Origin of the sequence: Rhizobium sp. LCM 4573 (assembly GCF_001854865.1) — a bacterium.
Taxonomy (GTDB): Bacteria; Pseudomonadota; Alphaproteobacteria; order Rhizobiales; family Rhizobiaceae; genus Neorhizobium.
The window spans coordinates 540,550-560,675 of sequence record NZ_MDDW01000026.1; the positions used below are offsets into that span (position 1 = coordinate 540,550).

Here is a 20,126-nt window from a genome sequence, read left to right on the forward strand (position 1 = left end):
ACCATGTCGGCATCGATCGAAATCAGCAATGTCACCAAGCACTACGGCGCATTGACCGTACTCGATGACATATCGCTGGCCATCCGGGCGGGAGAGTTCGTCGTCTTTCTTGGCCCCTCCGGCTGCGGCAAGTCGACCCTGCTCCGCATGATCGCGGGGCTCGAGGACGTTTCTAAGGGAACGATCTCGGTCGGAGGTGCACGGGTAGACACGCTTCCTCCCGGACAGCGGGGCGTTGCCATGGTCTTCCAGTCCTATGCGCTTTATCCGCATATGACGGTGGCACAGAACATGTCCTTTGGGCTCGAGAACATCAAGATGCCGAAGGAGGAGATAAAGCGCCGGGTCAAGGCGGCGGCCGAAACCCTGGAGATCGGCCACCTTCTGGAGCGCAAGCCGCAGAAATTGTCGGGCGGCCAGCGCCAGCGTGTCGCCATCGGACGCGCCATCGTCAAGGAGCCGAAAGCCTTCCTTTTCGACGAACCGCTCTCCAATCTCGATGCGGCGCTTCGCGGCCGCACTCGATTGGAGCTCGCCCAGCTTCATGCCCGTCTTGGCAGCACCATGATCTTCGTCACGCATGATCAGGTCGAGGCAATGACGCTTGCCGACCGCATCGTCATCATGCACGACCGCAAGATCGAGCAGATCGGCACGCCGATGGAGGTTTACCAGAAGCCGGCGACGCGGTTCGTGGCGGGCTTCATCGGTTCGCCCGCCATGAACTTCCTGCCTGTCACAGCCTTGCAGAGCAATCCGGGAGGGCTCGCCGTTACGGCAGCCGGCATCGGCACGCTGCAAACCGCAATCSATTCCCAGCCCGGGTTCTCTCCACAGGGTGCCACTCTCGGCATTCGCGCCGAAGACATCGTGGTGCTGCCGCAGGGTCAAACCGGCACACCGCTCAAGGCGGAAGTCATCGAGCGGCTGGGGGATAGATCACTCGTCTATGGCGTGCTCGAAGACGGCACGAAACTGACCGTTGAGGCAGACGGTCGCAGCGCRCTTGCCATCGGAGACCGGCTCCATATCGGCTTCGATCCARCCACCCTCCACCTCTTCGATGCAAGCGGCCACGCCCACCGCACGGAGGGCGACTGATGGCAAAATCCTATAGCCGCAGCCGGTGGAGCCACGGACTATTCATTCTGCCCTATCTTACGGCATTTGCCCTGCTGCTCGTCTTTCCGCTGTTCTGGGGTATATGGCTCAGCCTGCACAAAGTGGATCTTTTCGGCCCCGGTCGTTTCGTGGGATTGGCCAACTATGTCCGGGTGTTCGCCGATCCGGTCTTCCTCCAGGCACTTCGCAACACTATCGTCTTCGTGGCCCTCAGCGTTCCATCGCTGGTCGCGCTCGGGCTTTTCCTCGCGCTTGCGCTCAACAGGACGACCCGCACGACTTCTTTCTTCCGCGGGCTGTTCTTCTCGTCTTCCGTCCTGTCGGTCACCATCGTGACATTGATCTGGCGCTTCGTGTTCATTCCGGGCGACGGCCTGATGTCGGTGATCTTCAAATATTTGGGGGCAGAGCCGATCCACTTCCTGTCGACCAGCGGATGGTCGCTGTTTTCGGTCGGCGTGGCGACCGTCTGGTGGTGCCTCGGCCTGCCGATGATGCTGTTTCTTGCCGCGCTCCAGCAAATACCGGCGGATCTTTACGAAGCCGCGGCGCTCGACAATGCCAGCCCGTGGCGGGTGCTGACACGCATCACCCTGCCATCCATCGCCCGCACCATCATGCTCGTGACGATCATCCAGATCGTCATGCAGTTCCAGCTGTTCGGCCAGGCACAATTGATGACCAATGGCGGCCCCAACGGCACCTCCCGCCCGCTTGTCATGTACATTTATGAAGCCGGGTTCGTGCGCTGGGATATCGGCAAGGGCGCGGCAGCCTCGCAAATCCTGTTCCTCATCATCCTGTGCGCGGCCATGGCCCAATACGTCGTCTCGACGCGCAAGACGGAGAATTGATCATGGCGGCGGACAACAGGACTTACAAACCCGACGCGCTGACTGCCAACGCCAAGCTGCTATGGATTGCCGGTGCGCTTTCGGTGGTCATGATGGCCCCGGTGGCCTGGCTGGTCGGACTGTCGATCAAGAACAACCAGGAACTGATGTTGGGTACGGATTCCGTGTTCCGGTTTCCCTATACCGCCGTCAACTACCTCAACATCCTGCAAACCTCGCGGGTGTTCGGCTGGTTCTTCAACAGCCTCGTCGTGGCGAGCGGCCAGACCCTCGGTGTCCTGGTGCTCTCCTCGCTGGCGGGCTATGMCTTCGCCCGGCTGGAATTTCCGTTTCGCCGCACGCTGTTCATCATCGTGCTGTTCGGGCTTGCTGTCCCCGAACAGGCGGTGATCATCGCGCGCCACCAGATGTTTAACTGGTTCGGGCTGCACAACACCTATCTCGGCCTCATGCTACCGGGAATGTCGTCGGYCTTCGGCGTCTTCCTGATGACGCAGTTCTTCCGCGCCATTCCGAAGGAGATCGACGAGGCGGCGCTGCTCGACAACGCTTCCCAGTTTCGCATCTTCTGGAAGATCATGCTGCCGCTTACCCTGCCCGCGCAGGCCACGCTCGGCATTTTCACCTTTCTGCACGGATGGAACGACTATTGGTGGCCGCTAATTTCGGCGACCAAGAAAGACATGTTCACACTGACGGTGGGCATCGCATCGTCCCAGACGAATTTCGCGCAAAGCGAGGGATTGGGCTTCCTAGCATCGCAAGCTGTGTTCGCAAGTCTGCCGGTGCTTGTCGTCTACCTGATTTTCCAGCGCCACATCGTCACCGCCGTGTCGGGCGGTGCTGTGAAGTAGCCCTGGCGCGGCCGGGAGGAGTTCGGCCGCGCCAGTTTCAATCCACGGGCCTGAGCGCCTGAAACCGAAGGGAGAGAGACTGCCATGAGACGCATCCTTTTAAGCACTGCAGCACTGATTGCCCTCACATATGGCTCCGCGGCCCAGGCAAATACGACAATCGAACTCCAGCGCTTCTTTGGCGCATGCGACGCCGATTACGGCAATGTCACGGACGTGTCCTCGGCGGTCGGTGAGTGCGGTATCATCACCGCGTTGATCAATAAGTTCGAGGCTGACAATCCGGATATAGATGTGAATGTCACGACCGTCGAATGGCCGGGCTACGATCAATTGAACGCGCAGCTCGCCTCGGGGGCGGCCCCCGACATCGTCTCGATGCATTATTCGGCGATCTCCGACTATCAGTCTCGGGGCCTGATCGAGCCGATTGATGAGGTTCTCGCAAGCCAGGGCATCTCGGCTGACAGCTTCACCGATGCGGCGCGCGATGGCGTGACCAAAGAGGGGCAGATATTCGGGCTTCCCTTCGACAATTGGACCATGCTGTTCCATGTCAACCTCAACCTCATGAAAGAGGCGGGCCTCGTTAACGCGGATGGCACGCCGATCCTGCCTACCTCCGCCGACGAGCTGATCGCCCAGGGCAAGCAGTTCAAGGAAAAGACCGGCAAGCCCTATCTCGTGCAGATCCTTGCAAACGAGACGGCTTCCTATGCTCGCATGCTCTATACCCTGCTGCAGCAGCAGAAGGCCGATTTCTTCGCCGACCCGACCAAGATCAAGTTGAACACGCCTGAAGCCAAGGCCGTGGTCGAATTGATCAAGCGCACCAAGGACGAGGGAATTACCACGCTGGGGCTCGATTATGCGGCGGCGGTTTCCGCCTTTGCCAATGGGGATGGTGGCATCTCGATTAACGGCACCTGGCTGATCGGCGACTATGTTGCCCAATCGGAAAAGGCGGATACCCCGCTTTCCGGCGGTTATACCGTCTACCCGGTGCCGCAACTGTTCCCTGCGCAAGACAGCACCTATGCCGATGGCCACAGCTGGGTCATGCCGAAGAAGGACCGCTCCCCCGAGCAGGCCGTGGCGATCGGCAAGCTGTTCAAGTTCCTGGCCGACAACGACTTCCAATGGGCACGCACCGGCCACCTGCCCGCCGTGAAGGCCGTGTTCGACATGCCGGAGTTCAAGAGCCTGCCGCATCGTGAGAATATCGCGGAAATCGCCGAGACCGGCCRCTCGCTGCCCGCCGCTGTCCAGCGCCAATTCGCCATTCAGGACATTATCGGCGACGAAATCGGCGCGGCCGTGAACGGCGACAAGTCGATCGAGGATGCGCTTTCCGGCGCAGAAAGCCGGATCAACGACCTGCTTRCCAATATCTGATCCGCTAGTCGCCACCCGATAAGGATATTCCTTCTGCCTACCTCCGGGAGAGCTCTGCACGACTGCGGTCGCGCAGGGCTCTTACCGTTTAGGAGAGCTTGCATCACCGAACTGGACAAGAAGGGATTGCAGACAAGCGTCGCGATGAATAAGCTCCCCCGGCGGCACGAATGCCGCTCAGCTCACGAGGATATTTATGGCTACCGGCACGGTTAAGTTTTTCAATCAGGACAAGGGTTTTGGCTTTATCACGCCCGACAATGGTGGAGCAGATGTGTTCGTCCATGTGTCGGCGGTGCAGGATTCGGGACCGCTTAGAGACGGTCAGAAAGTCAGCTACGAGCTGGGTCAGGACCGCAAGACCGGGAAGTCGAAAGCGGAAAACGTCAGAGCAGTCTGACCAGTACCTCGTTCTAAGATAATCCTTCGCGACGCCGCTTCTTCCAAGCGGCGTCCGCATTGCCGTACAAAGTTCCACGGCATCATCGCCAATGGTGTCAATTGGAAAATTAGCGCGGTTCAAACAACAGTAAAATGGACAGGACGGTCAACAACGGTCCCATCCATTTGAAATGCCGCGTGACTTTAGCGACCCACGGAACTTGAGTATTGACCTGCATGTAGCCAAGGCCTGCCGCCGTCATCCAGATACCGGCGCAGAACATGATGATCTGGTCGATGTAAGCCATCTGCCGTTTACCCCTTGCCCTTTCCCGGAGAGTGAACCGTGAGTCTCACTCCCAGGCAAGGGAGAATTCATGGCTAAGTTCATGTGTTCGGTCGTCATCCAGGCATTGCGGGCGTTATGTTGGCAAGCGGCTACATCTATGTGCTCTGGCGTGAATGCATCCGCTAAACGAGCGCGAGGTCGGTTTTTGCGAAATCGTCGCCTTTGTACAGCAGCTTGAGCCGATACGCTTTGGCGCAGGCGTACGCAAAGCAATCTCCAAAATTTAGAGCTGCCGGATGGCCAATTGCCTTTCCGTAGATTGTGGCCGCATCGAGAGCGCGTTCCCCAATGTCGCTGGAAATCGCGATCTCGCGCGCTTCAAGGTCTTGCACGAATAGGTCGACCGCCTCCCGGGCGATCTCGAGCATCTCCGGGGTGGGGGCGGTCGACTTCTTTGCCTGTTGCGTCCGGGCACGAGCAAGCGACACAGTCGCCTCGTAGCGAACCAACGGCGAAACAAAAAAGGGGCCGTCGCTTTTCTCGAGCCTGTCCAGCAGCTCATCCGCATCCGCTTCTGGCTTCAGAATAGCGACGATAGCTGAGGCGTCGATGAACATCATATATCACCCCACATTTCGTCGGTGTATTTCTTCATGTCGAAATCGGGATCGCCAAGGCCAATCTCTTGCGCCTTGGCGCGCGCGCGGGCGAGCYTTTCGCGAATTGGCATGGCGTTCCGGGTGCGCTCAATCTCATGGCGCAGGGCCCGCCGGACCGCCTCAGTCTTGCTCGGTGCATTAGTAAGTTTTTGYAATTCCACGGCGAGAGACAATACCTCATCATCACGAACATAGAGCGGCATCTGGATATCTCCTTTATGGATATCCGAATATCAAATTTATGGATATTCGGCCAGTCCATTCTAACGAGAACGATCAAGAACTCGGCTTATAGCAATGGGACATCCGCCGCGCATCACGCCCTTGAAGCCTAAGCAGGACCAAAGGCATCGGCCCGAGCGAGAACGCGTCATGCCGGACCTTCGCCGTAAGACTCGCAGTTGTCCTCCGGCCGAATTGATGTGCCCTGCGCTTGCAGAGTGCAGGCGATCGCGGCGCATTCTCATACCGACAGCGATCGAGAAGCTGGTTTTTGGGAACTGTTTCAGGGGATGCTCAGTTTATCTGCCATCGCACCGCCCTAGACCTCCCCGAACGGTGCGAGGCTGCGACGTCCGTTGTCCCCCGATCATATACATCGCAGCCAGGAGGCCTGGTGGAGTGGAAGCCACCAGGCCTTTTTCATGTCCTAGCTAATCCGATCGATTGGTTTGCCAGGCTCCGGTAGGGCTCCACATCTCGATTGCCACGGCAACCCATCCCGCCGCGGTGGAGAGCGGTCCCGCAAGATCCACCAGCCCGCTTGCGGACCTCTCAACAGTCCCTATTCCCCAAAGGTGGTAGGAACTCGCGGTTGCGCATTCCCGTTGGCCCCCGTTGCGGCAAATTGACCCGAACACAGCCGTGACTGTAGGGCCGGCGCGATGCTGGGGGCGCCGGCCCTATGCTCTACCCCGGCGAGACAGGAACTTCTTCCACACAAGAGGATTTGAGATGGTCGCGGTTCGCCATCATCAAACGACCTCCTCCGCGACCGTGGGACCGGCAGGCGTCCAACTTGCCGGTCCTTTACGCGCCATTGGAAGCGTTCATCTGTGCGGCGGTGATCGCAAATAATCCTCTCGGTTTGCTAAGATTTGATCGGTCTTCGAAACGGAAGCTCAATCAGTGACCGCCACGATGGTTTTATGCCAAAGCGCCGCCATAGCCTCGTCTCTTGCGGCTTCGTCGGAATGCAGGGCTTTTCGCTTTTGGAGCAGTCTGCTTAGCGGCAATGGTTGGGGTTTACTCGGGCAGCTTTTCGGCGACGGCCAAGTGCCGAATTAAGGGAAACATCAGCTGGCTTACGGGCGAGCGCATTTATCATTTACCTGGGCAGGAATTTTATAGGGCTACCGACGTGCGATGGTGGCGAGGCGAAAGATGGTTCTGCTCGGAAGACGAAGCTACCGCCGCCGGTTGGCGACGGGCGACTACATGATCGCTGCCGGAACCGTTCCGGGGTGGTTTTCTACCATCGCACCCTTCTCTGTTCTATGGTGCGAGGCCGCGAACCCTATAGCGCCCCGAAGCATGTTCTTTGCAGCCTCGAGGCCTGGCGGAGGAGGAGCTGCCAGGCCTCCTGTTCCAGCTATGTTGTTCTCGAGCCGGTTATCAACTTAGGCATTGAGGGCGGTCGTGCAGAGAAGGAGCTGCAATGACTTGCCGAGCCTTTACCAAGCCCTAGGTCGGGGCACTGCGTGGCCGTGCCAGCTTCGATGCCTCTGGTGACCGGTTCGCCGAATTCATTCAAGCATTCCACAAAATCAGAAACGTCCGATGGATCCAGGCCGAGCGGATTACTTTGGAAAAGACAGCCCTATCACAACTGTGCAGCAAACGAGCGGATCTGTTCGACCAGAGCATCCTGATCGCCGGCCCAGGCCCAATGGTCGTCTCCCTCTAGTTCGATCAAACGCGCCATGGGGATGGCGCCAGCTAAGTGGCGGCCGGCTTCGACACGCACAGCGCGATCGCCGCGCCGATGAACGACCAGTGTCGGCACCTGGATCGAAGGTAGCATCGCGCGAACATCGGTGTCGCGTAACGCCTCCAGCACAACTTTGATTGCGCCCGGGCTCGAGGCTGCACGCAGTAGGCCGGCCCACCAGCTTCGTGCCTGCCGGTCATCAGTCAGGCTCGGGGCAAATGTCTCGATCTCCGACGGCCCGCCCCATTGCGCGATGAGCCGCCTCAGCCAAGCATCATATTGGGTTGACGTCAGTACGAAGGGATAGTCTTCGGACCAACTGCCCCGCGCCAGTGAACCGTAGAGAACAAGGCCGATAAGGCGCTCCGGCCATGCCGCGGCGAAGCGGATGCAACCAGGCCCTCCTTCCGAGGCACCAATAAGAAGGGCGCTGCGGCTGCCGATCGCGTCAAGAACGGCCAGAATATCCTCGGCTGTCGCCTCAACGGTCGGTGGAGCGCCGATTCGATCCGAGAGGCCGACGCCACGCCGGTCGAAAATGACGAGCCGGCCGAACTTGGAAAGCTTCGTCAGGAATTGCCGGCAGCGCGGCTCATCCCAGCCGCGTTCGACATGCGACAGAAAACCCGGCACGAACACAATGTCGAATGAACCATTCCCCACCGTTTGATAGGCGAGATGAATTCCGTGACGGGCGGCATATCGAGTCCGAGCGGGGGCCGCGGCCGCCCCCGGGCTGGGAGCAGCAAGCAGTGCCGTCGTTTCGAAATTCACAGATACGCCGAGCTCTTCGGCAAGCAACTTGCGGCAGGCCTCGTACTGGCGCTCGGCGGCAGAGCGATCCCCGGCCATCAGGTGCGCCCGGATGATGTGGYGATGTGCGGCCTCTGAAAAGGGGTCGAGTCCCGCCAAGCGGATTGCGGAGGAGAGTGCCGCACGAGCATCGCCTGCCGCAAGACTTCTTTCGACCAAACGCTCCAGTGCCTGAACGAGCTGGCTGCGAAGCGCTTCCCGGCGAAAGAAAGCCCATTCTTCGAATTCTTCGCAGCTTGCGAGCGACAGGCCCGACAGGAAGTCACCGTGGTACAACTGGACCGCCGCGGTAAACCTACCCTCATCACAGGCCGCTTCGAAGGCGGCGGCGTCTATCGAGAACCGCACCCCGGGATCGAGTCGCAGGGATATTCTATCGGCGGCGATGAGCCCCGTCCCGAAGGCCTGCCGAATCCCGTGAAGGGTACGCCGCAATCGGCCACGCGCGGCATCCTCATCGAGATCAGGCCATAACAGTGCCGAGACCGCATCGCGCGCAATCGGCGCGCGCGCTTGCGCAACGAAGGCAATCAACGCCAGCCCCTTCTGGAGGCGGAAGTCGACCTCACGACCGTCGATTTCCAACCGGGGATAGCCCAATAGACGAAGTTCAACGCGCATCGAACGAAGGCTCAGCCAAGGAACGGACAGGGGACGGTTGCYGGATACCAGTTGCTTATAACGCAGCTAGCGCCACCAGCACAGAACCAACCGGAGCCATTGACGATGTCCGACAGCCATCACACCACACAAGCATCAGGCCGCAGGCCGCACCGCATGCTGGCGATCTCCAGCGATGCGCAGCGCATCGCATATGAATGCATCGGCACCGGCAGGCCGGTCGTCTTTTTGCACGGGCTCAGCGACAGCCGCCACTCCTGGCACGAAATGGGATACGTCGAGCCGTTGCTTACTGCCGGACGACAGGTAATCTCGATGGATTGCCGTGGTCATGGTGACAGCGGCAAACCTCATGACGCTGCTGCCTATGCACCGCGCCGCCGCGCCGAAGATGTAGTCTCGGTCCTGGACGCCGTCGGCGTTGAGAAGGCAGACCTCGTTGGCTTTTCCATGGGTGGGGGGATCGCGCTGGCAACGGCCGGGTTCTTTCCACATCGAGTTTCCCGGCTGGTGGTGATTGCGGCCCACCCGTTTGCGCAAGACATGACACCCTTCCGCCAAGTGCTTTCGGGCGGCATCCGAGGCTGGATCGACTTATTGGAGGCGAATGGCCTGYAACTCTCAGCCGAGGCGCGGCAGCGGATCATGGCAAACGATTTAGACGCGCTTCGCGCCTGCGTCGGCAAGGACAGGACGGATTCCTCGGCCCTGGTCTGCAGGCTGCACTCGCCTCTGCTCGCTATTGCCGGAAGCCTCGATCCTGCCTCGGCTGCAGTCCAACGGTTCGCCGAGCTGGCGGGAGGAGAGTTCCAGGCGATCAAGGGCCGCAATCACTTCACCGCATTTTCCGCGGTCTCCGAGATGGTTCCCGCAATTGTCGAATTTATCAACCGCGATCAGACCCTGATCAACGTGGGCCAGTCTTCACGGAAGCCTTGACCGTTGGCAGGCATGCCAGCCGGCATCCATCAGGCACACAAGTCTTGGGTATAACCACCCGTTCGGCGGGATGAAGGTCCTAGGCTCTTTGAACAACCGTAACTGCACCATCACGATGACGGGCAGGTCTTAGAAAATGGGAGGGTGTAATGGCAGGTATCGTCGCGCTGTTCTACGGCGTCCTCGCATATGTCGTGTTCCTTGGTTCGATTCTCTATGCAATCGGCTTTGTCGRCAATTTGTTCGTCCCGAAATCCATCGACTCCGGCATCGTCGGGAACCCCGTCGAGGYGGTGATCGTCAACCTCTTGCTGCTCGGTCTTTTCGCCGTGCAGCACAGCGTCATGGCGCGACCGGCCTTCAAGCAGCTGTGGACTCGGATCGTACCAAAATCGGTTGAGCGCAGCACCTATGTGCTGTTGGCGAGCCTTGTCCTCTTGTTGCTTTACTGGCAATGGCGGCCGATCCCTGGATCGGTCTGGACAGTCGAAAGCCCAGCCTCGATTGCTGTGATCACTGGTGTGTTCTGGCTGGGCTGGGCCATCCTGCTGATCAGTACGTACCTGATCGATCATTTCGAATTGTTCGGCTTGGCACAGGCCTTCGCCGCGTTGCGCAAAAGGCAGTTGCCGGCTCCCGTTTTCAAGACGCCGTTCTTCTACAAATGGGTTCGGCATCCGATCTATGTCGGCTTTCTGCTGGCCTTCTGGGCGACGCCATCGATGACCTGGGGGCATCTGCTCTTTTCGGTCGGTACCACCGGGTATATCCTGCTCGGCATTTTCCTTGAGGAGCGGGACCTCGTCGCCCTGTTCGGCGATCAGTATCGCCGCTATCGCAAGCAGGTGGGAATGATCATCCCGCGGCCCAACCGCAATGTCGGAGAATAGAACTCTTCCAAAACGGGCCGCGTCATTGTTGCTGACGTCGGGTCGTTGCAATGCACCACGACAATGCCCCCGATCCGCCAATCACACGCGAGGAAGAAGATGAGCAAAACTACCGAACTCGACGCGTGGAGCGCGGGACAAAACTACGAACAGTACATGGGTCGCTGGAGCCGGCGGATAGCAACGCAATTCCTCGAATGGCTGGCGCCCGGGCGCGATGCCGACTGGATTGAGGTCGGTTGTGGCACCGGTGCCCTGACGGCGACCATACTTGCCAGATGCGCGCCGCAGTCGATCCTGGCGACCGATCCATCGGAAGCTTTCCTTTCGCATGCCCGCGCAGCGATCGGCGACAGGCGCGCCCGCTTCGAGGTGGCAAGCACGGAAAGGCTCCCGGCGCAGGATGCGAGCGCGGACGTCGTCGTCTCCGCACTTGTGCTGAACTTCGTCCCCGACCGGTTATCTGCCCTCGCTGAAATGCATCGGGTCCTGAAACCGGACGGACTTCTATCCTTCTATGTCTGGGACTATCCCGGCGGCGGCATCGGCTTCATCGACGCTTTCTGGAAAGCCGCTACCGAAGTCGATCCGCATGCCGCTGCTCTGGACGAAGGCAAACAGTTTCCGTTCTGCACCCGGAGTGGACTGGCCGAAATCTGCCGCTCAGCCGGGCTGCGGGGGCTTTCCATCGAGCCGATCGAATTCGAGACCGTGTTCCCCGACTTCGAGGCGTTCTGGCAGCCGTTCACGCTCGGGACAGGGCCGGCGCCCGGCTACTGCGTCAGCCTTCCCGACGACCACCGGGCAGCGCTCAAGGCTCGTCTCGCTGACACTCTCGGAGTGGACGGTCCTATCCGCCTTGTCGCGCGGGCATGGGCCGCCAAAGCACATCGGTCAACCTAGAGGGCAGCCTGTTGGCGAAACGTCGTGGCTGCCGAACTGAAACGGCGCGGTCTTGGCCTATGTCGGCGCCTTTGTGACAAACCGAACATTGGCCCGGACCATCTGAAGGCGTCGCGGGCCACATCGTTTGGAGCGACGCACACTGGATTTGGCCAGTCGACAAGGTTCGATCCTTGATCGCCCACACCGCACACCCAATTATCTCTCCGCGGTGGCTCTCGCCATTTCCATAAATTCCCGGCCCCTTCAACAAGGTTGCATGCTTGACACAGATGTCGAGACATTGAGCGGACGATTGGATGGGCGGCCGATGACCCGGACTTCGAACCAGACGAGCGCGTTGGTACTCCGCTATCATAGTCTCCGCGAAGACCGACCCGCCAAGATCATTGTCAACGCGGCCAGCGCCGTTTTGAGCATCGTCGACGATATCCTTGCTCAATTGACCTGAAGCCTTCAAAGTGTCGCCAATGCGATGGAATGCACTCGAGTATTGGGGCAAAGACGCTAGCCGCCTGCAACGGCTCACTGGTGGAGTCGCCAATGAGGTTTGGAGTGTGCAGGTTGGTGGGCAGCTTGCCGTCGCCCGCCTTGGCACCCGCAGCGACGCCGATCTGGAATGGGAGACAGAGCTCCTCCAGCACCTAGACCGAAACGGCATGACGGTCCCGTTACCTATCCCGACGATGGATGGCCGGATGTTCGTCGACGGCCTGTTGGTGATGCGATACCTAGAGGGCGGACCGCCTGAGACAGAGGGCGACTGGCGTCGCGTGGCCGACACGCTGCGTCAACTGCACCGGCTCACGCAGGGCTGGCCRCAGCGTCCGGGCTGGCGATCCTCAACCGACCTGCTGCAAGTTGACCGGGGGACGCGCATCGATCTCACCGCAATGCCACCCGAAGGCGTTGCTCGATGCCGGGCGGCCTGGGCGCGGCTTGCAGGCCGTCAGACATGCGTCGTCCACGGTGACGCTAATCCACGCAACATCCTCATGAGCGCCGGCCGGGTCGCGCTCATCGACTGGGACGAGTCACATGTCGACGTTCCCGATCTCGACCTTGAACTGCCCCACAATGCCGCTGATCTCGATGCCCAAGCATTGGACATTGCCGAACAGGCATACGCCGCATGGGAGGCCGCCGTCTGCTGGAAGGACGAATACGCCGTCAAGCGGCTGGCGCAGGTTCGGGCGGTCTAATCAGCAGCTTCGGCGGCACCTTCATGCTTTCCATCGGTCTGGGTTGAGTTCCGCGGCAGGCTCAGTGCCGTCTAACGGATTGACACTGACATCGGCGAGGGAGCCCGCCCTCAACGGACAAACCGTGAATGTTCGTTCTCACGGCCAACGGCGCAAAAGCGACCTGTCCAGAACCGCCCCGACCCGGCCAGAAGGTCAATGGGGTCACTTGCCAAGAGCGGACGTTCCCTCGAGGTGAATTTCCTGACCCGCGCTACTCGCCTATCCTGGAAAGCAATTCGTCGAGCTACTCCGGCAACGCGGCCACCGAACCCTGTAGCGCTTCTTCAAGCGCCTCCCCGGACGGTTAGACTTCGTGGAAATTCACTATTGCCCTTCCCTCCTGGGTTCTCGCAGGTCACGGTCGTGATCGCACCCTCTTCGCCCTCGTCGTTGGGCTCGAAGAACCCAGCTGAGTCCGTTGAATCGAGGCTTAATGCCGGCAAGCCGACATGAGTCTTGCAGGCGAAAAACCATGGAACTCTGCCGCTTCTATTCGGTTACTGCTCGACACGTGTCGTCTGGGTATTTCCGTGCGCAAGATCGGGGTTCTTACTTTTCATCGATGCATAAACTACGGCTCCTATTGGCAGGCGCGCTGCCTTGTCGAAGGGCTCGGCTCCATGGGCCACGATGCCATGCTTCTCGAATACCAGTCCCGCCGCGTCGATCGGGCGGAGTGGAAATGCGCTCTTCGGCCGGTCCCGAACGAGAATGGCGATCACGCGCTCTATAGGGCCAAGATCCGGAAATTCTTCCGTTCGATTGCCGCATTGCCTTTGTCTGAGCCCTTCCCTCTGGAGGCGGCTCCACGAACGGAAGATTTCGATCTCGTCCTCATCGGCAGCGATGAAGTCTGGAATCTCAAGCATCCATGGTACGGAGGTTCCCTGCTTTTTTACGGCGAGGGGTTTCGCTCCTCGCGCCTCGCCTCCTATGCCGCGAGTTTCGGCAACCAGACATCTTCCGTCGGCATGGACGGCTTGTGGACCGACAAGCTCTTGAGCTTTGCCGACATATCCGTCCGCGACCTTAATTCCGCACGGCTCATTCGCGATCTTTTAGGCTATGAGCCGGAGCTTGTTCTGGATCCATGCCTTCAGTTCCCGCAGGTGATCGCCGCGACGGAAAAAGTCGATCCCGAACGGGATTATATAGCCCTTTACGGACACGGTTTTCCACTCTGGTTCCAGAGGTCCGTGCGGGCCTGGGCGCGGGAAAAGGGATATCCTCTCGTCAGCATCGGCTACAGGAACGATTGGGCCGATCGGCAATGGATCGATGCCGGGCCTGAAGAATTCGCGGGCTTCATCGCCGGAGCTCGCGCCGTCGCAACCAATTTCTTCCATGGCTGCGTCTTCGCCCTCGTGCATGGAAGGCCCTTTGCCTGCGTGCTTTCCGACTACCGCTCCAACAAGATCCGCGACCTTACCACCCTCATCGGCGCGGATCGCCGTCTCGTAACAGAGGAAAACGCTTCCATGGATTTACCTAAGGCGCTCGAGTATCCGCCCGAACAGGCGATTTCGGAGCGCATCGCGGCACTGAGGCGCAATTCGAATGACTATCTCCTCCATGTCACCCGGTAGAGCTCTCCGGAAGCCCATGGAAGGACGCCCATGCGCCCGCCAAGATATCCTGCGCTCCGGCCTCTGCATCGGCTGCGGCGCCTGCCTGGCCGGTTCCGGGCGAGAGGATCAAGAAATGACCTTCGATCGGTATGGCCAGTTAAAGCCGTCCGGATCTGCCGCATGGCTTCGACAACCGAGCCGTGAATTCTCCGCTATTTGTCCGTTCTCTCCGACCGCCGACGATGAAGACGAACTGGCTCTCCGGCATTTCCCCGCAGCAGCGCATAAGAACCCGCTGCTTGGCCGTTACGAAACGGCCTTCGTTGGCCATGTAGAGGAAGCGGATTATCGGACAAACGGAAGTTCGGGCGGGCTCGTGACATGGGTCGCCAAGGAGCTTCTCATCCGCGGCATGGTTGATGGCGTGGCACACGTAACTGAAAACATGAACCCGCAGGCAAACGAGCCGCTGTTTCGCTACACGCTTTCGCGGACGCTTGCGGATCTTCGCGCCGGTGCGAAGTCCCGCTACTATCCCGTGGAGCTGTCGGGAGTGCTCGATGAAATCCGCAAGACCCCCGGCCGATATGCCGTTATCGGTATACCCTGCTTCATCAAGGCCGTTCGACTTTCCTGCGCCGCCGAACCCCTGTTGAAGGAGCGGATCTCCTTCACGTTCGGCCTTTTCTGCGGGCACATGAAAAGCGCCCGCATGGCGGAAAGTTTCGCATGGCAAATGCATCGGGACCTCCGCGAGGCGGAACATTTCGATTATCGGGCGAAATCCCCTGATCGGCCCGCCAACTGGTATCGGGCGCAGATGACGCTGACGGATGGAAGCACAGCGGCCCTCGATTGGTGGCATATGGCCGATGGCGACTGGGGAGCCGGCTTCTTCCAGAACCCGGCCTGCAATTTCTGCGATGATGTGGTGGCCGAGACTGCCGACATCGCATTCGGCGACGCCTGGCAGGAACCCTATTCTTCCGATGGAAGGGGAACCAACGTGATCATCGTCCGCTCCCCTTCCCTGCTCCGACTCATTCAAGCTGGTATTGACGCGCAGCAGCTATCTCTGGTGCCGGTCGAGCCAAGCTTTATCATTGCCACCCAGGCGGCCGGTTTCCGACAGCGGCGCGAAGGTCTGTCCTTCCGGCTCACCTGGCCTCGGTTAGGCATTCGTCCGCGCAAACGGGTCGTGCCGGGCAGCCATGCTTTGAGCGTGCAACGCAAGACGATCTACACCATGCGATACGCAATCAGCCATTGGAGCCACAGGGTCTTCTGGCTGGCGCGCTGGCTGAAATGGCCCCAACTGTATTTCGCCTGGGCTCGCGTTGCACTGGCGAGCTATCACGGTCTTGTCTATTCACGGGGTAAATTAGGCCGGCTTCTGGCAGGAATTGGCTTCGGAGACTTTGAATCTCGAAGATAAATTGAATGAGAGGGGAGCAGGGTCCCCCGCCAGGCCCCATCTCCGGTACGATCTTCGTGAACGTGTCTGCTCGACCAAAGGAAGCCCTCAGTTTCCAGCCTCCCCTGTCGCTCCCCGGCAACGGGGCCGAGGCCTGAAACGGCGTCAAAGCTCGGCCCCCAAAAGCTCCAAAATCTGCCCCACGGCTAGCGAGAGGGAAAAAAATGCCTCATTCGCGTTGGGTAGCGTTTCACAAACTATGAAGATCGCGGGGCCAGGAGCTATGAAGGATCTATGGCAGCGAACATGGTTGGATTTCGTGACCATTTCTCATCATGTGTGCGGCGCTGGGCGTGACCTGGATAATCATTCACGTTTGACCCCGGCGGCAACTGCTCGGTTCTCCGCAGCGAGCGATTTCCGGACGAAATGGCAACGGCACGTTGGACCAATGCCTTCGACCTCCCACTTCGAAGGCCATGATCTGAGGGGATGGAATGCGAGGTCGGTTCAGGCGATAGACGCCTCTATCGAGGTTCAAACCAGCCATCAACGTTCGCAAGCCAAATTTCCCGGCATCGGAATGTTGGATCGAATTTGACGCACGCATGAAGTAGCGCAAGCCCTTCAACCGCGCCAGATGGCCAGAAAGCGCCGGCTCCGGTCCCAACGCTTCACCACAAACTTAAATCATGCCGTTTTCGTCCAAACCGAAATAGCGGAGCGAGATGTCACCGTTTGTGCCGCTATCAACTCCTCCATCCTCGCCATCTCTTGCGTCGTCAAGTCCTTCAGCGGCGGCCGTGAAGATGTGAGCAACCGGAAGGTTGCGCAATATATCAGCAAACGCTTATATCGAGGCTTGGTGCGTCGGAGTTTTATGGGTTCCTTGCCCCTCCCCTAACTCAGCCGCGCCACCGGGATTCATTCGTGATTGACCTGCGAGACCACGAAAAAGGTTTAATTTTTCTGTAAAATCTGTGTATTACAGAATTTCCAGAAAACGAGGTGATGAAGGCTAAAACCATGAAGGACAGGACAATTTCTTCTGTCGAGTTCGTTAGGCACTTCGGACGTTATCACGATGAGGCTATGCGTGAGCCGATCGTTTTGACCAAGCATGGTCGTGCTTCCGTGGTCGTTATGCCGGTAGAACTTTATGAGCGTATGAGCAAGCGGGAGAGTGATCCACGCCGCGCTTATGGTCAGGGCGAAATACCCGGCGACTTGGCTGATATGTTCCTAACGCAGCTTGAACAGGATTCTGCCGACTATCAGGCGACCAAGGATGACTGAGCGGTTCGGTAAGGGCGACGGCTGCACCCCTTAGCCAATTGGCCCACCTGGGTGTCCAAATCACGTGCGTTCAGCGTTCGAAGCGCTTCAGCATCGTCCGCAGTTGCATGTTTTGCAGGTGAAGCTTGCGAGCCAACTGGTCCCGGAGCAACCCGATCTCTTCATCAAGGCTTACTACGTCATCAAAAATGGTAGACTGGAGGGGAGCGACCTCGACTGCTTCCGCTTTCTTGCCACGCTTGCTCCGTGTGCGCTTTGCGCCTTCACTCGTCCGCGTGACCTTCAAAGTATCGGAAGCACCGGCACCTCCGGCCTTGGATAAGGCCATGTGAGCGGCCTCAACTCCGGTATCGCGTTCGACGTCAGCAATCGCCTGAACTCTGCTTCCCGTTTCTCGGGCGTGCTCAAGATCCTCTATTGGCGTACCGATCTGATCGTGAGGTTGGGGCTGCTCCGGTACCCGAAGCTCCGTGGAAACTAATCCGTCGTGGATGGTTGTTTCAAGTGGCTCGGTGTCGTCCCGCACGTCCGGCTTAACGTCATTGGTCGAACGGTTTTCTTCCTTAGGCTCCCGTCGCGGTGAAACCCAGCGAGCAAGGAGTTTCCATGGAGACGCCATTTTATTGACCTCATGTTCTACCGGAATGCAGGATACGAGTTCAGACTTCGGCGGCAACAATAACCGCCGAATTGAACATCGCGATCGGCATTATGAAACGCGGTCGGGATCGACCGTGTGCTGCCTATCAATCGAGCTTCAGCCGCTTTCGCAAATCGGCATTTTCAGCACGAAGTTTTTCAGCAAGCAATTTGCGCAGTTTTTGGTTTTCCTCTTCCAGCTGCAGAAGGTCCGCCATCTCGTCAATCGCCGCCGCTGGCACGACAGTTGCCGTCTTGGCAACCTTTGAAGCGCGTCTCACAGGCGTGCGCTTGGCGCTGCCCGTATTGCCGGTCGACTTCGGCTTGCGCGCTCTCTTCTGCTTTCCGCCTACAGGCTCCGCCGCGACCTCGGCTGACGCAATTTCGGGTGTCGCCTTCTTGGCGCGCGGCTTACGCTGTTTCTTAGGTACATCCGACGCTGCTACGGCCGCCGGGTCAGCATTCGTCATCGTATCTTTTTCATCGGCCATTTTGATCTCCTGTAAAGCCGATGCAGTTGTCTGCTGTCCGGTCGGAAGAGTCAACAACGGTCCGGCCTGTTCTTCTGCAGATAAAGACGGTTGGCTGCCTGGCTTACCGCTCCGCGGCTCCTTCGATAGACGTGTCATCTCCACTTCCTGCACATCTTGTGCTACAGACCTAAGATCCATATTGCCCCAAATGGAGTTCGATTTGGGATCGGCTTTGCGGCGACTGAATTTGTACTCGACGGCAAAACTGCGTTGAACTTTTTTCACTGTAAAAGCCTTGGAGAAACCGTGATGATGTTTCCGCGATGTGCTCAGAATCGCGACAAGCGCCGCAAATAGCGACTGCCACGCGAATAGTCTAGACGTGCGGCAAGTTTGTCCCTTGCTCGTTCCAGATTGCCCTTGGTCAATGGAAGGATTTTACGGGCGGCGATTGGGACTGATTGCGTTCTCGCTGGTTACCTTGTGATATTTGGAGTAAACGGCAATACGCGAACCAGCTATTCTTGGCAGCATCACATCTGGGCCAGTTACACCCTGCTCGAACTGCCTGATATTTATGTTCGCCATCCCCTTCGAAGGTCAGGTGATCTTCGACGGGCTTTACCGGCACCCTGCCCCTCGCCCCGGTAATGCATTGGCGCATCCTCGCCGCATCCGGCGGATCGTCGACCCCATGCAGAATGCCAGACCCTGCTGGAAGCGCCCATAAGCCGACAACCGTGGAACCAGAAAGCCCATAGAATCCATTTGCCGGCGCGCTGGATGCTACGTTCTAGGCGCGCATATTTCCGCTCCCCGATGGTTATCGCGGAGCGGATGGGGTTTACGCCCCGGTGAACAGATCACCGGTATAGATCTGCTCGGGCGGCAGCGGCGTCTGAACCGTGCCGAATTCCTGGAACATCTTGTTGAAATCCTCCAGCCACTTGTTGACGGTGCCATCCTTGGTGAAGTCGTCCAGTTCTTGAGCCGTGAGCATCTTGCGGCTGCGGGCGACCTTTTCGGTCGCGTCTGCCGGCGCGTTGAGGAAGGCCGTGGTGATCTGAATGGACCGATCGAGGTTCGCGGCACGATAGTCCATTGCCTTCTTCATGACGCGCAGGAATGTCTTAACCAGCTCCGGGTTCTGCTCGACGATTTCGTTGCGTGCGACGAAGGTGTTGATAAACGAGGTCTGCGGGAAGAAGTCCTGGTTGGAAGCCAGCTCCTTCATATCCGGAACACGAGGCTTGATCGTGTCGATCAGCGGGTACCAGATGCCCGCCCCGTCGATCTGCTTCGAGGTAAAGGCCGAGACAACGGTTGGCGGATCCATTGGAACCATCTGGATGTCGTTGATCGTCATTCCCGCCTTCGCCAGCGCCATACGCAGGATCATGTCGCCGGATGTGCCCTGCGGCACGCCGACCTTCCTGCCCTTGAGATCCTCAATCGAACCGATATTGCYCTGAGCGATGACGCGGTCGGAAAAGCCGATGTCATTGACACCGACCACCTTGGCGCGGCCGCTGGCCGGAAGCCACAGCGCGCCAGGGCCGATCGTGCCAAAGTTCAGACTACCGGCGCCCATTGCCTGGATCTGGATTGGACCATTGGTAAAGACTTTCACCGATGGCGTGATGCCTTCGGCTTCCCATAGCTTCTGGTCCTGGGCGATCGCCAACACGCTCGCGTTAGGGAAGTCGGCGATGTAACCAATGGTCATTTCAGCGGATTGGGCAGCCGCCTTTCCCCCGATCGAAAAGGCGCTGGCAGCAGCCACGGCCGCTGTGGTCCTCATGAGATTTCGTCTCGTCAGCATGTACAATTCCTCCTTTTGAC

At 59.0% G+C, this 20,126-nt stretch carries 19 protein-coding genes; 12 read left to right on the forward strand and 7 right to left on the reverse strand.

Going from position 1 to position 20,126, the window contains the following annotated elements; all coding sequences use genetic code 11:
• The first annotated feature begins 3 nt into the window (after window positions 1-3).
• From LCM4573_RS21630 to LCM4573_RS21650, 5 genes are all read left to right on the forward strand, one after another.
• Complete coding sequence (locus tag LCM4573_RS21630; protein ID WP_071008457.1) at window positions 4-1,101, forward strand: ABC transporter ATP-binding protein; 1,098 nt, start codon at window positions 4-6, stop codon at window positions 1,099-1,101.
• Window positions 1,101-1,976, forward strand: coding sequence for a carbohydrate ABC transporter permease (locus tag LCM4573_RS21635; RefSeq protein WP_071008458.1), 876 nt, complete (start codon window positions 1,101-1,103; stop codon window positions 1,974-1,976). The genes LCM4573_RS21630 and LCM4573_RS21635 overlap by 1 nt, the downstream gene beginning before the upstream one ends.
• Before the next feature lie 2 nt (window positions 1,977-1,978).
• Window positions 1,979-2,830, forward strand: a complete 852-nt coding sequence (locus tag LCM4573_RS21640) for a carbohydrate ABC transporter permease (RefSeq protein ID WP_071008459.1) — start codon at window positions 1,979-1,981, stop codon at window positions 2,828-2,830.
• 84 nt (window positions 2,831-2,914) lie between these two features.
• The gene (locus LCM4573_RS21645) at window positions 2,915-4,225 is read left to right on the forward strand and encodes an extracellular solute-binding protein (RefSeq protein WP_071008460.1); all 1,311 of its coding nucleotides are present in this window, start codon (window positions 2,915-2,917) and stop codon (window positions 4,223-4,225) included.
• Window positions 4,226-4,421: 196 nt separating this feature from the next.
• Entirely contained in the window at window positions 4,422-4,625 is a 204-nt protein-coding gene (locus tag LCM4573_RS21650; RefSeq protein WP_071008461.1) for a cold-shock protein, read from the forward strand.
• Between the two features lie 109 nt (window positions 4,626-4,734).
• Here LCM4573_RS21650 and LCM4573_RS21655 read toward each other — a convergent pair whose 3' ends face one another.
• From LCM4573_RS21655 to LCM4573_RS21670, 4 genes are all read right to left on the reverse strand, one after another.
• Window positions 4,735-4,914 (reverse strand): hypothetical protein, encoded by a 180-nt coding sequence (locus LCM4573_RS21655; protein ID WP_071008462.1) that lies wholly within the window; start codon window positions 4,912-4,914, stop codon window positions 4,735-4,737.
• A gap of 163 nt (window positions 4,915-5,077) precedes the next feature.
• Entirely contained in the window at window positions 5,078-5,515 is a 438-nt protein-coding gene (locus tag LCM4573_RS21660; protein ID WP_198539768.1) for a type II toxin-antitoxin system VapC family toxin, read from the reverse strand.
• Window positions 5,512-5,757, reverse strand: coding sequence for a type II toxin-antitoxin system VapB family antitoxin (locus LCM4573_RS21665; protein WP_071008463.1), 246 nt, complete (start codon window positions 5,755-5,757; stop codon window positions 5,512-5,514). The genes LCM4573_RS21660 and LCM4573_RS21665 overlap by 4 nt, the downstream gene beginning before the upstream one ends.
• Window positions 5,758-7,376: 1,619 nt before the next feature.
• On the reverse strand, window positions 7,377-8,918 hold the full coding sequence (locus LCM4573_RS21670) for an alpha/beta hydrolase (RefSeq protein ID WP_071008464.1): 1,542 nt from the start codon (window positions 8,916-8,918) through the stop codon (window positions 7,377-7,379).
• A 105-nt stretch (window positions 8,919-9,023) separates the two neighbouring features.
• Here LCM4573_RS21670 and LCM4573_RS21675 point away from each other — a divergent pair, with 105 nt between their 5' ends.
• The 7 genes from LCM4573_RS21675 to LCM4573_RS21705 all read left to right on the forward strand — a co-directional run bounded on the left by LCM4573_RS21675 (window position 9,024) and on the right by LCM4573_RS21705 (window position 17,172).
• Entirely contained in the window at window positions 9,024-9,857 is an 834-nt protein-coding gene (locus LCM4573_RS21675; protein WP_083347582.1) for an alpha/beta fold hydrolase, read from the forward strand.
• A 149-nt stretch (window positions 9,858-10,006) separates the two neighbouring features.
• Complete coding sequence (gene mddA / locus LCM4573_RS21680; protein ID WP_071008466.1) at window positions 10,007-10,747, forward strand: methanethiol S-methyltransferase; 741 nt, start codon at window positions 10,007-10,009, stop codon at window positions 10,745-10,747.
• A 99-nt stretch (window positions 10,748-10,846) separates the two neighbouring features.
• Entirely contained in the window at window positions 10,847-11,650 is an 804-nt protein-coding gene (locus LCM4573_RS21685; protein ID WP_071008467.1) for a class I SAM-dependent methyltransferase, read from the forward strand.
• Window positions 11,651-12,120: 470 nt separating this feature from the next.
• A complete protein-coding gene (locus tag LCM4573_RS21690; RefSeq protein ID WP_071008468.1) occupies window positions 12,121-12,852 on the forward strand; it encodes a phosphotransferase in 732 nt (243 codons plus the stop codon).
• Window positions 12,853-13,424: 572 nt separating this feature from the next.
• A complete protein-coding gene (locus LCM4573_RS21695) occupies window positions 13,425-14,480 on the forward strand; it encodes a polysaccharide pyruvyl transferase family protein (RefSeq protein WP_071008469.1) in 1,056 nt (351 codons plus the stop codon).
• 115 nt (window positions 14,481-14,595) lie between these two features.
• Window positions 14,596-15,897: a Coenzyme F420 hydrogenase/dehydrogenase, beta subunit C-terminal domain gene (locus LCM4573_RS21700; RefSeq protein ID WP_071008545.1), complete on the forward strand. Its 1,302-nt coding sequence runs from the start codon at window positions 14,596-14,598 to the stop codon at window positions 15,895-15,897.
• A 990-nt stretch (window positions 15,898-16,887) separates the two neighbouring features.
• A complete protein-coding gene (locus LCM4573_RS21705) occupies window positions 16,888-17,172 on the forward strand; it encodes a type II toxin-antitoxin system prevent-host-death family antitoxin (protein ID WP_244505383.1) in 285 nt (94 codons plus the stop codon).
• Between the two features lie 70 nt (window positions 17,173-17,242).
• Here LCM4573_RS21705 and LCM4573_RS21710 read toward each other — a convergent pair whose 3' ends face one another.
• The 3 genes from LCM4573_RS21710 to LCM4573_RS21720 form a co-directional block, all read right to left on the reverse strand.
• Window positions 17,243-17,848, reverse strand: coding sequence for a hypothetical protein (locus LCM4573_RS21710; RefSeq protein WP_244505384.1), 606 nt, complete (start codon window positions 17,846-17,848; stop codon window positions 17,243-17,245).
• 70 nt (window positions 17,849-17,918) lie between these two features.
• Window positions 17,919-18,569, reverse strand: coding sequence for a transcriptional regulator (locus tag LCM4573_RS21715; protein WP_071008471.1), 651 nt, complete (start codon window positions 18,567-18,569; stop codon window positions 17,919-17,921).
• Between the two features lie 559 nt (window positions 18,570-19,128).
• Window positions 19,129-20,085 (reverse strand): aliphatic sulfonate ABC transporter substrate-binding protein, encoded by a 957-nt coding sequence (locus tag LCM4573_RS21720; protein WP_244505385.1) that lies wholly within the window; start codon window positions 20,083-20,085, stop codon window positions 19,129-19,131.
• Between the last annotated feature and the right edge of the window lie 41 nt (window positions 20,086-20,126).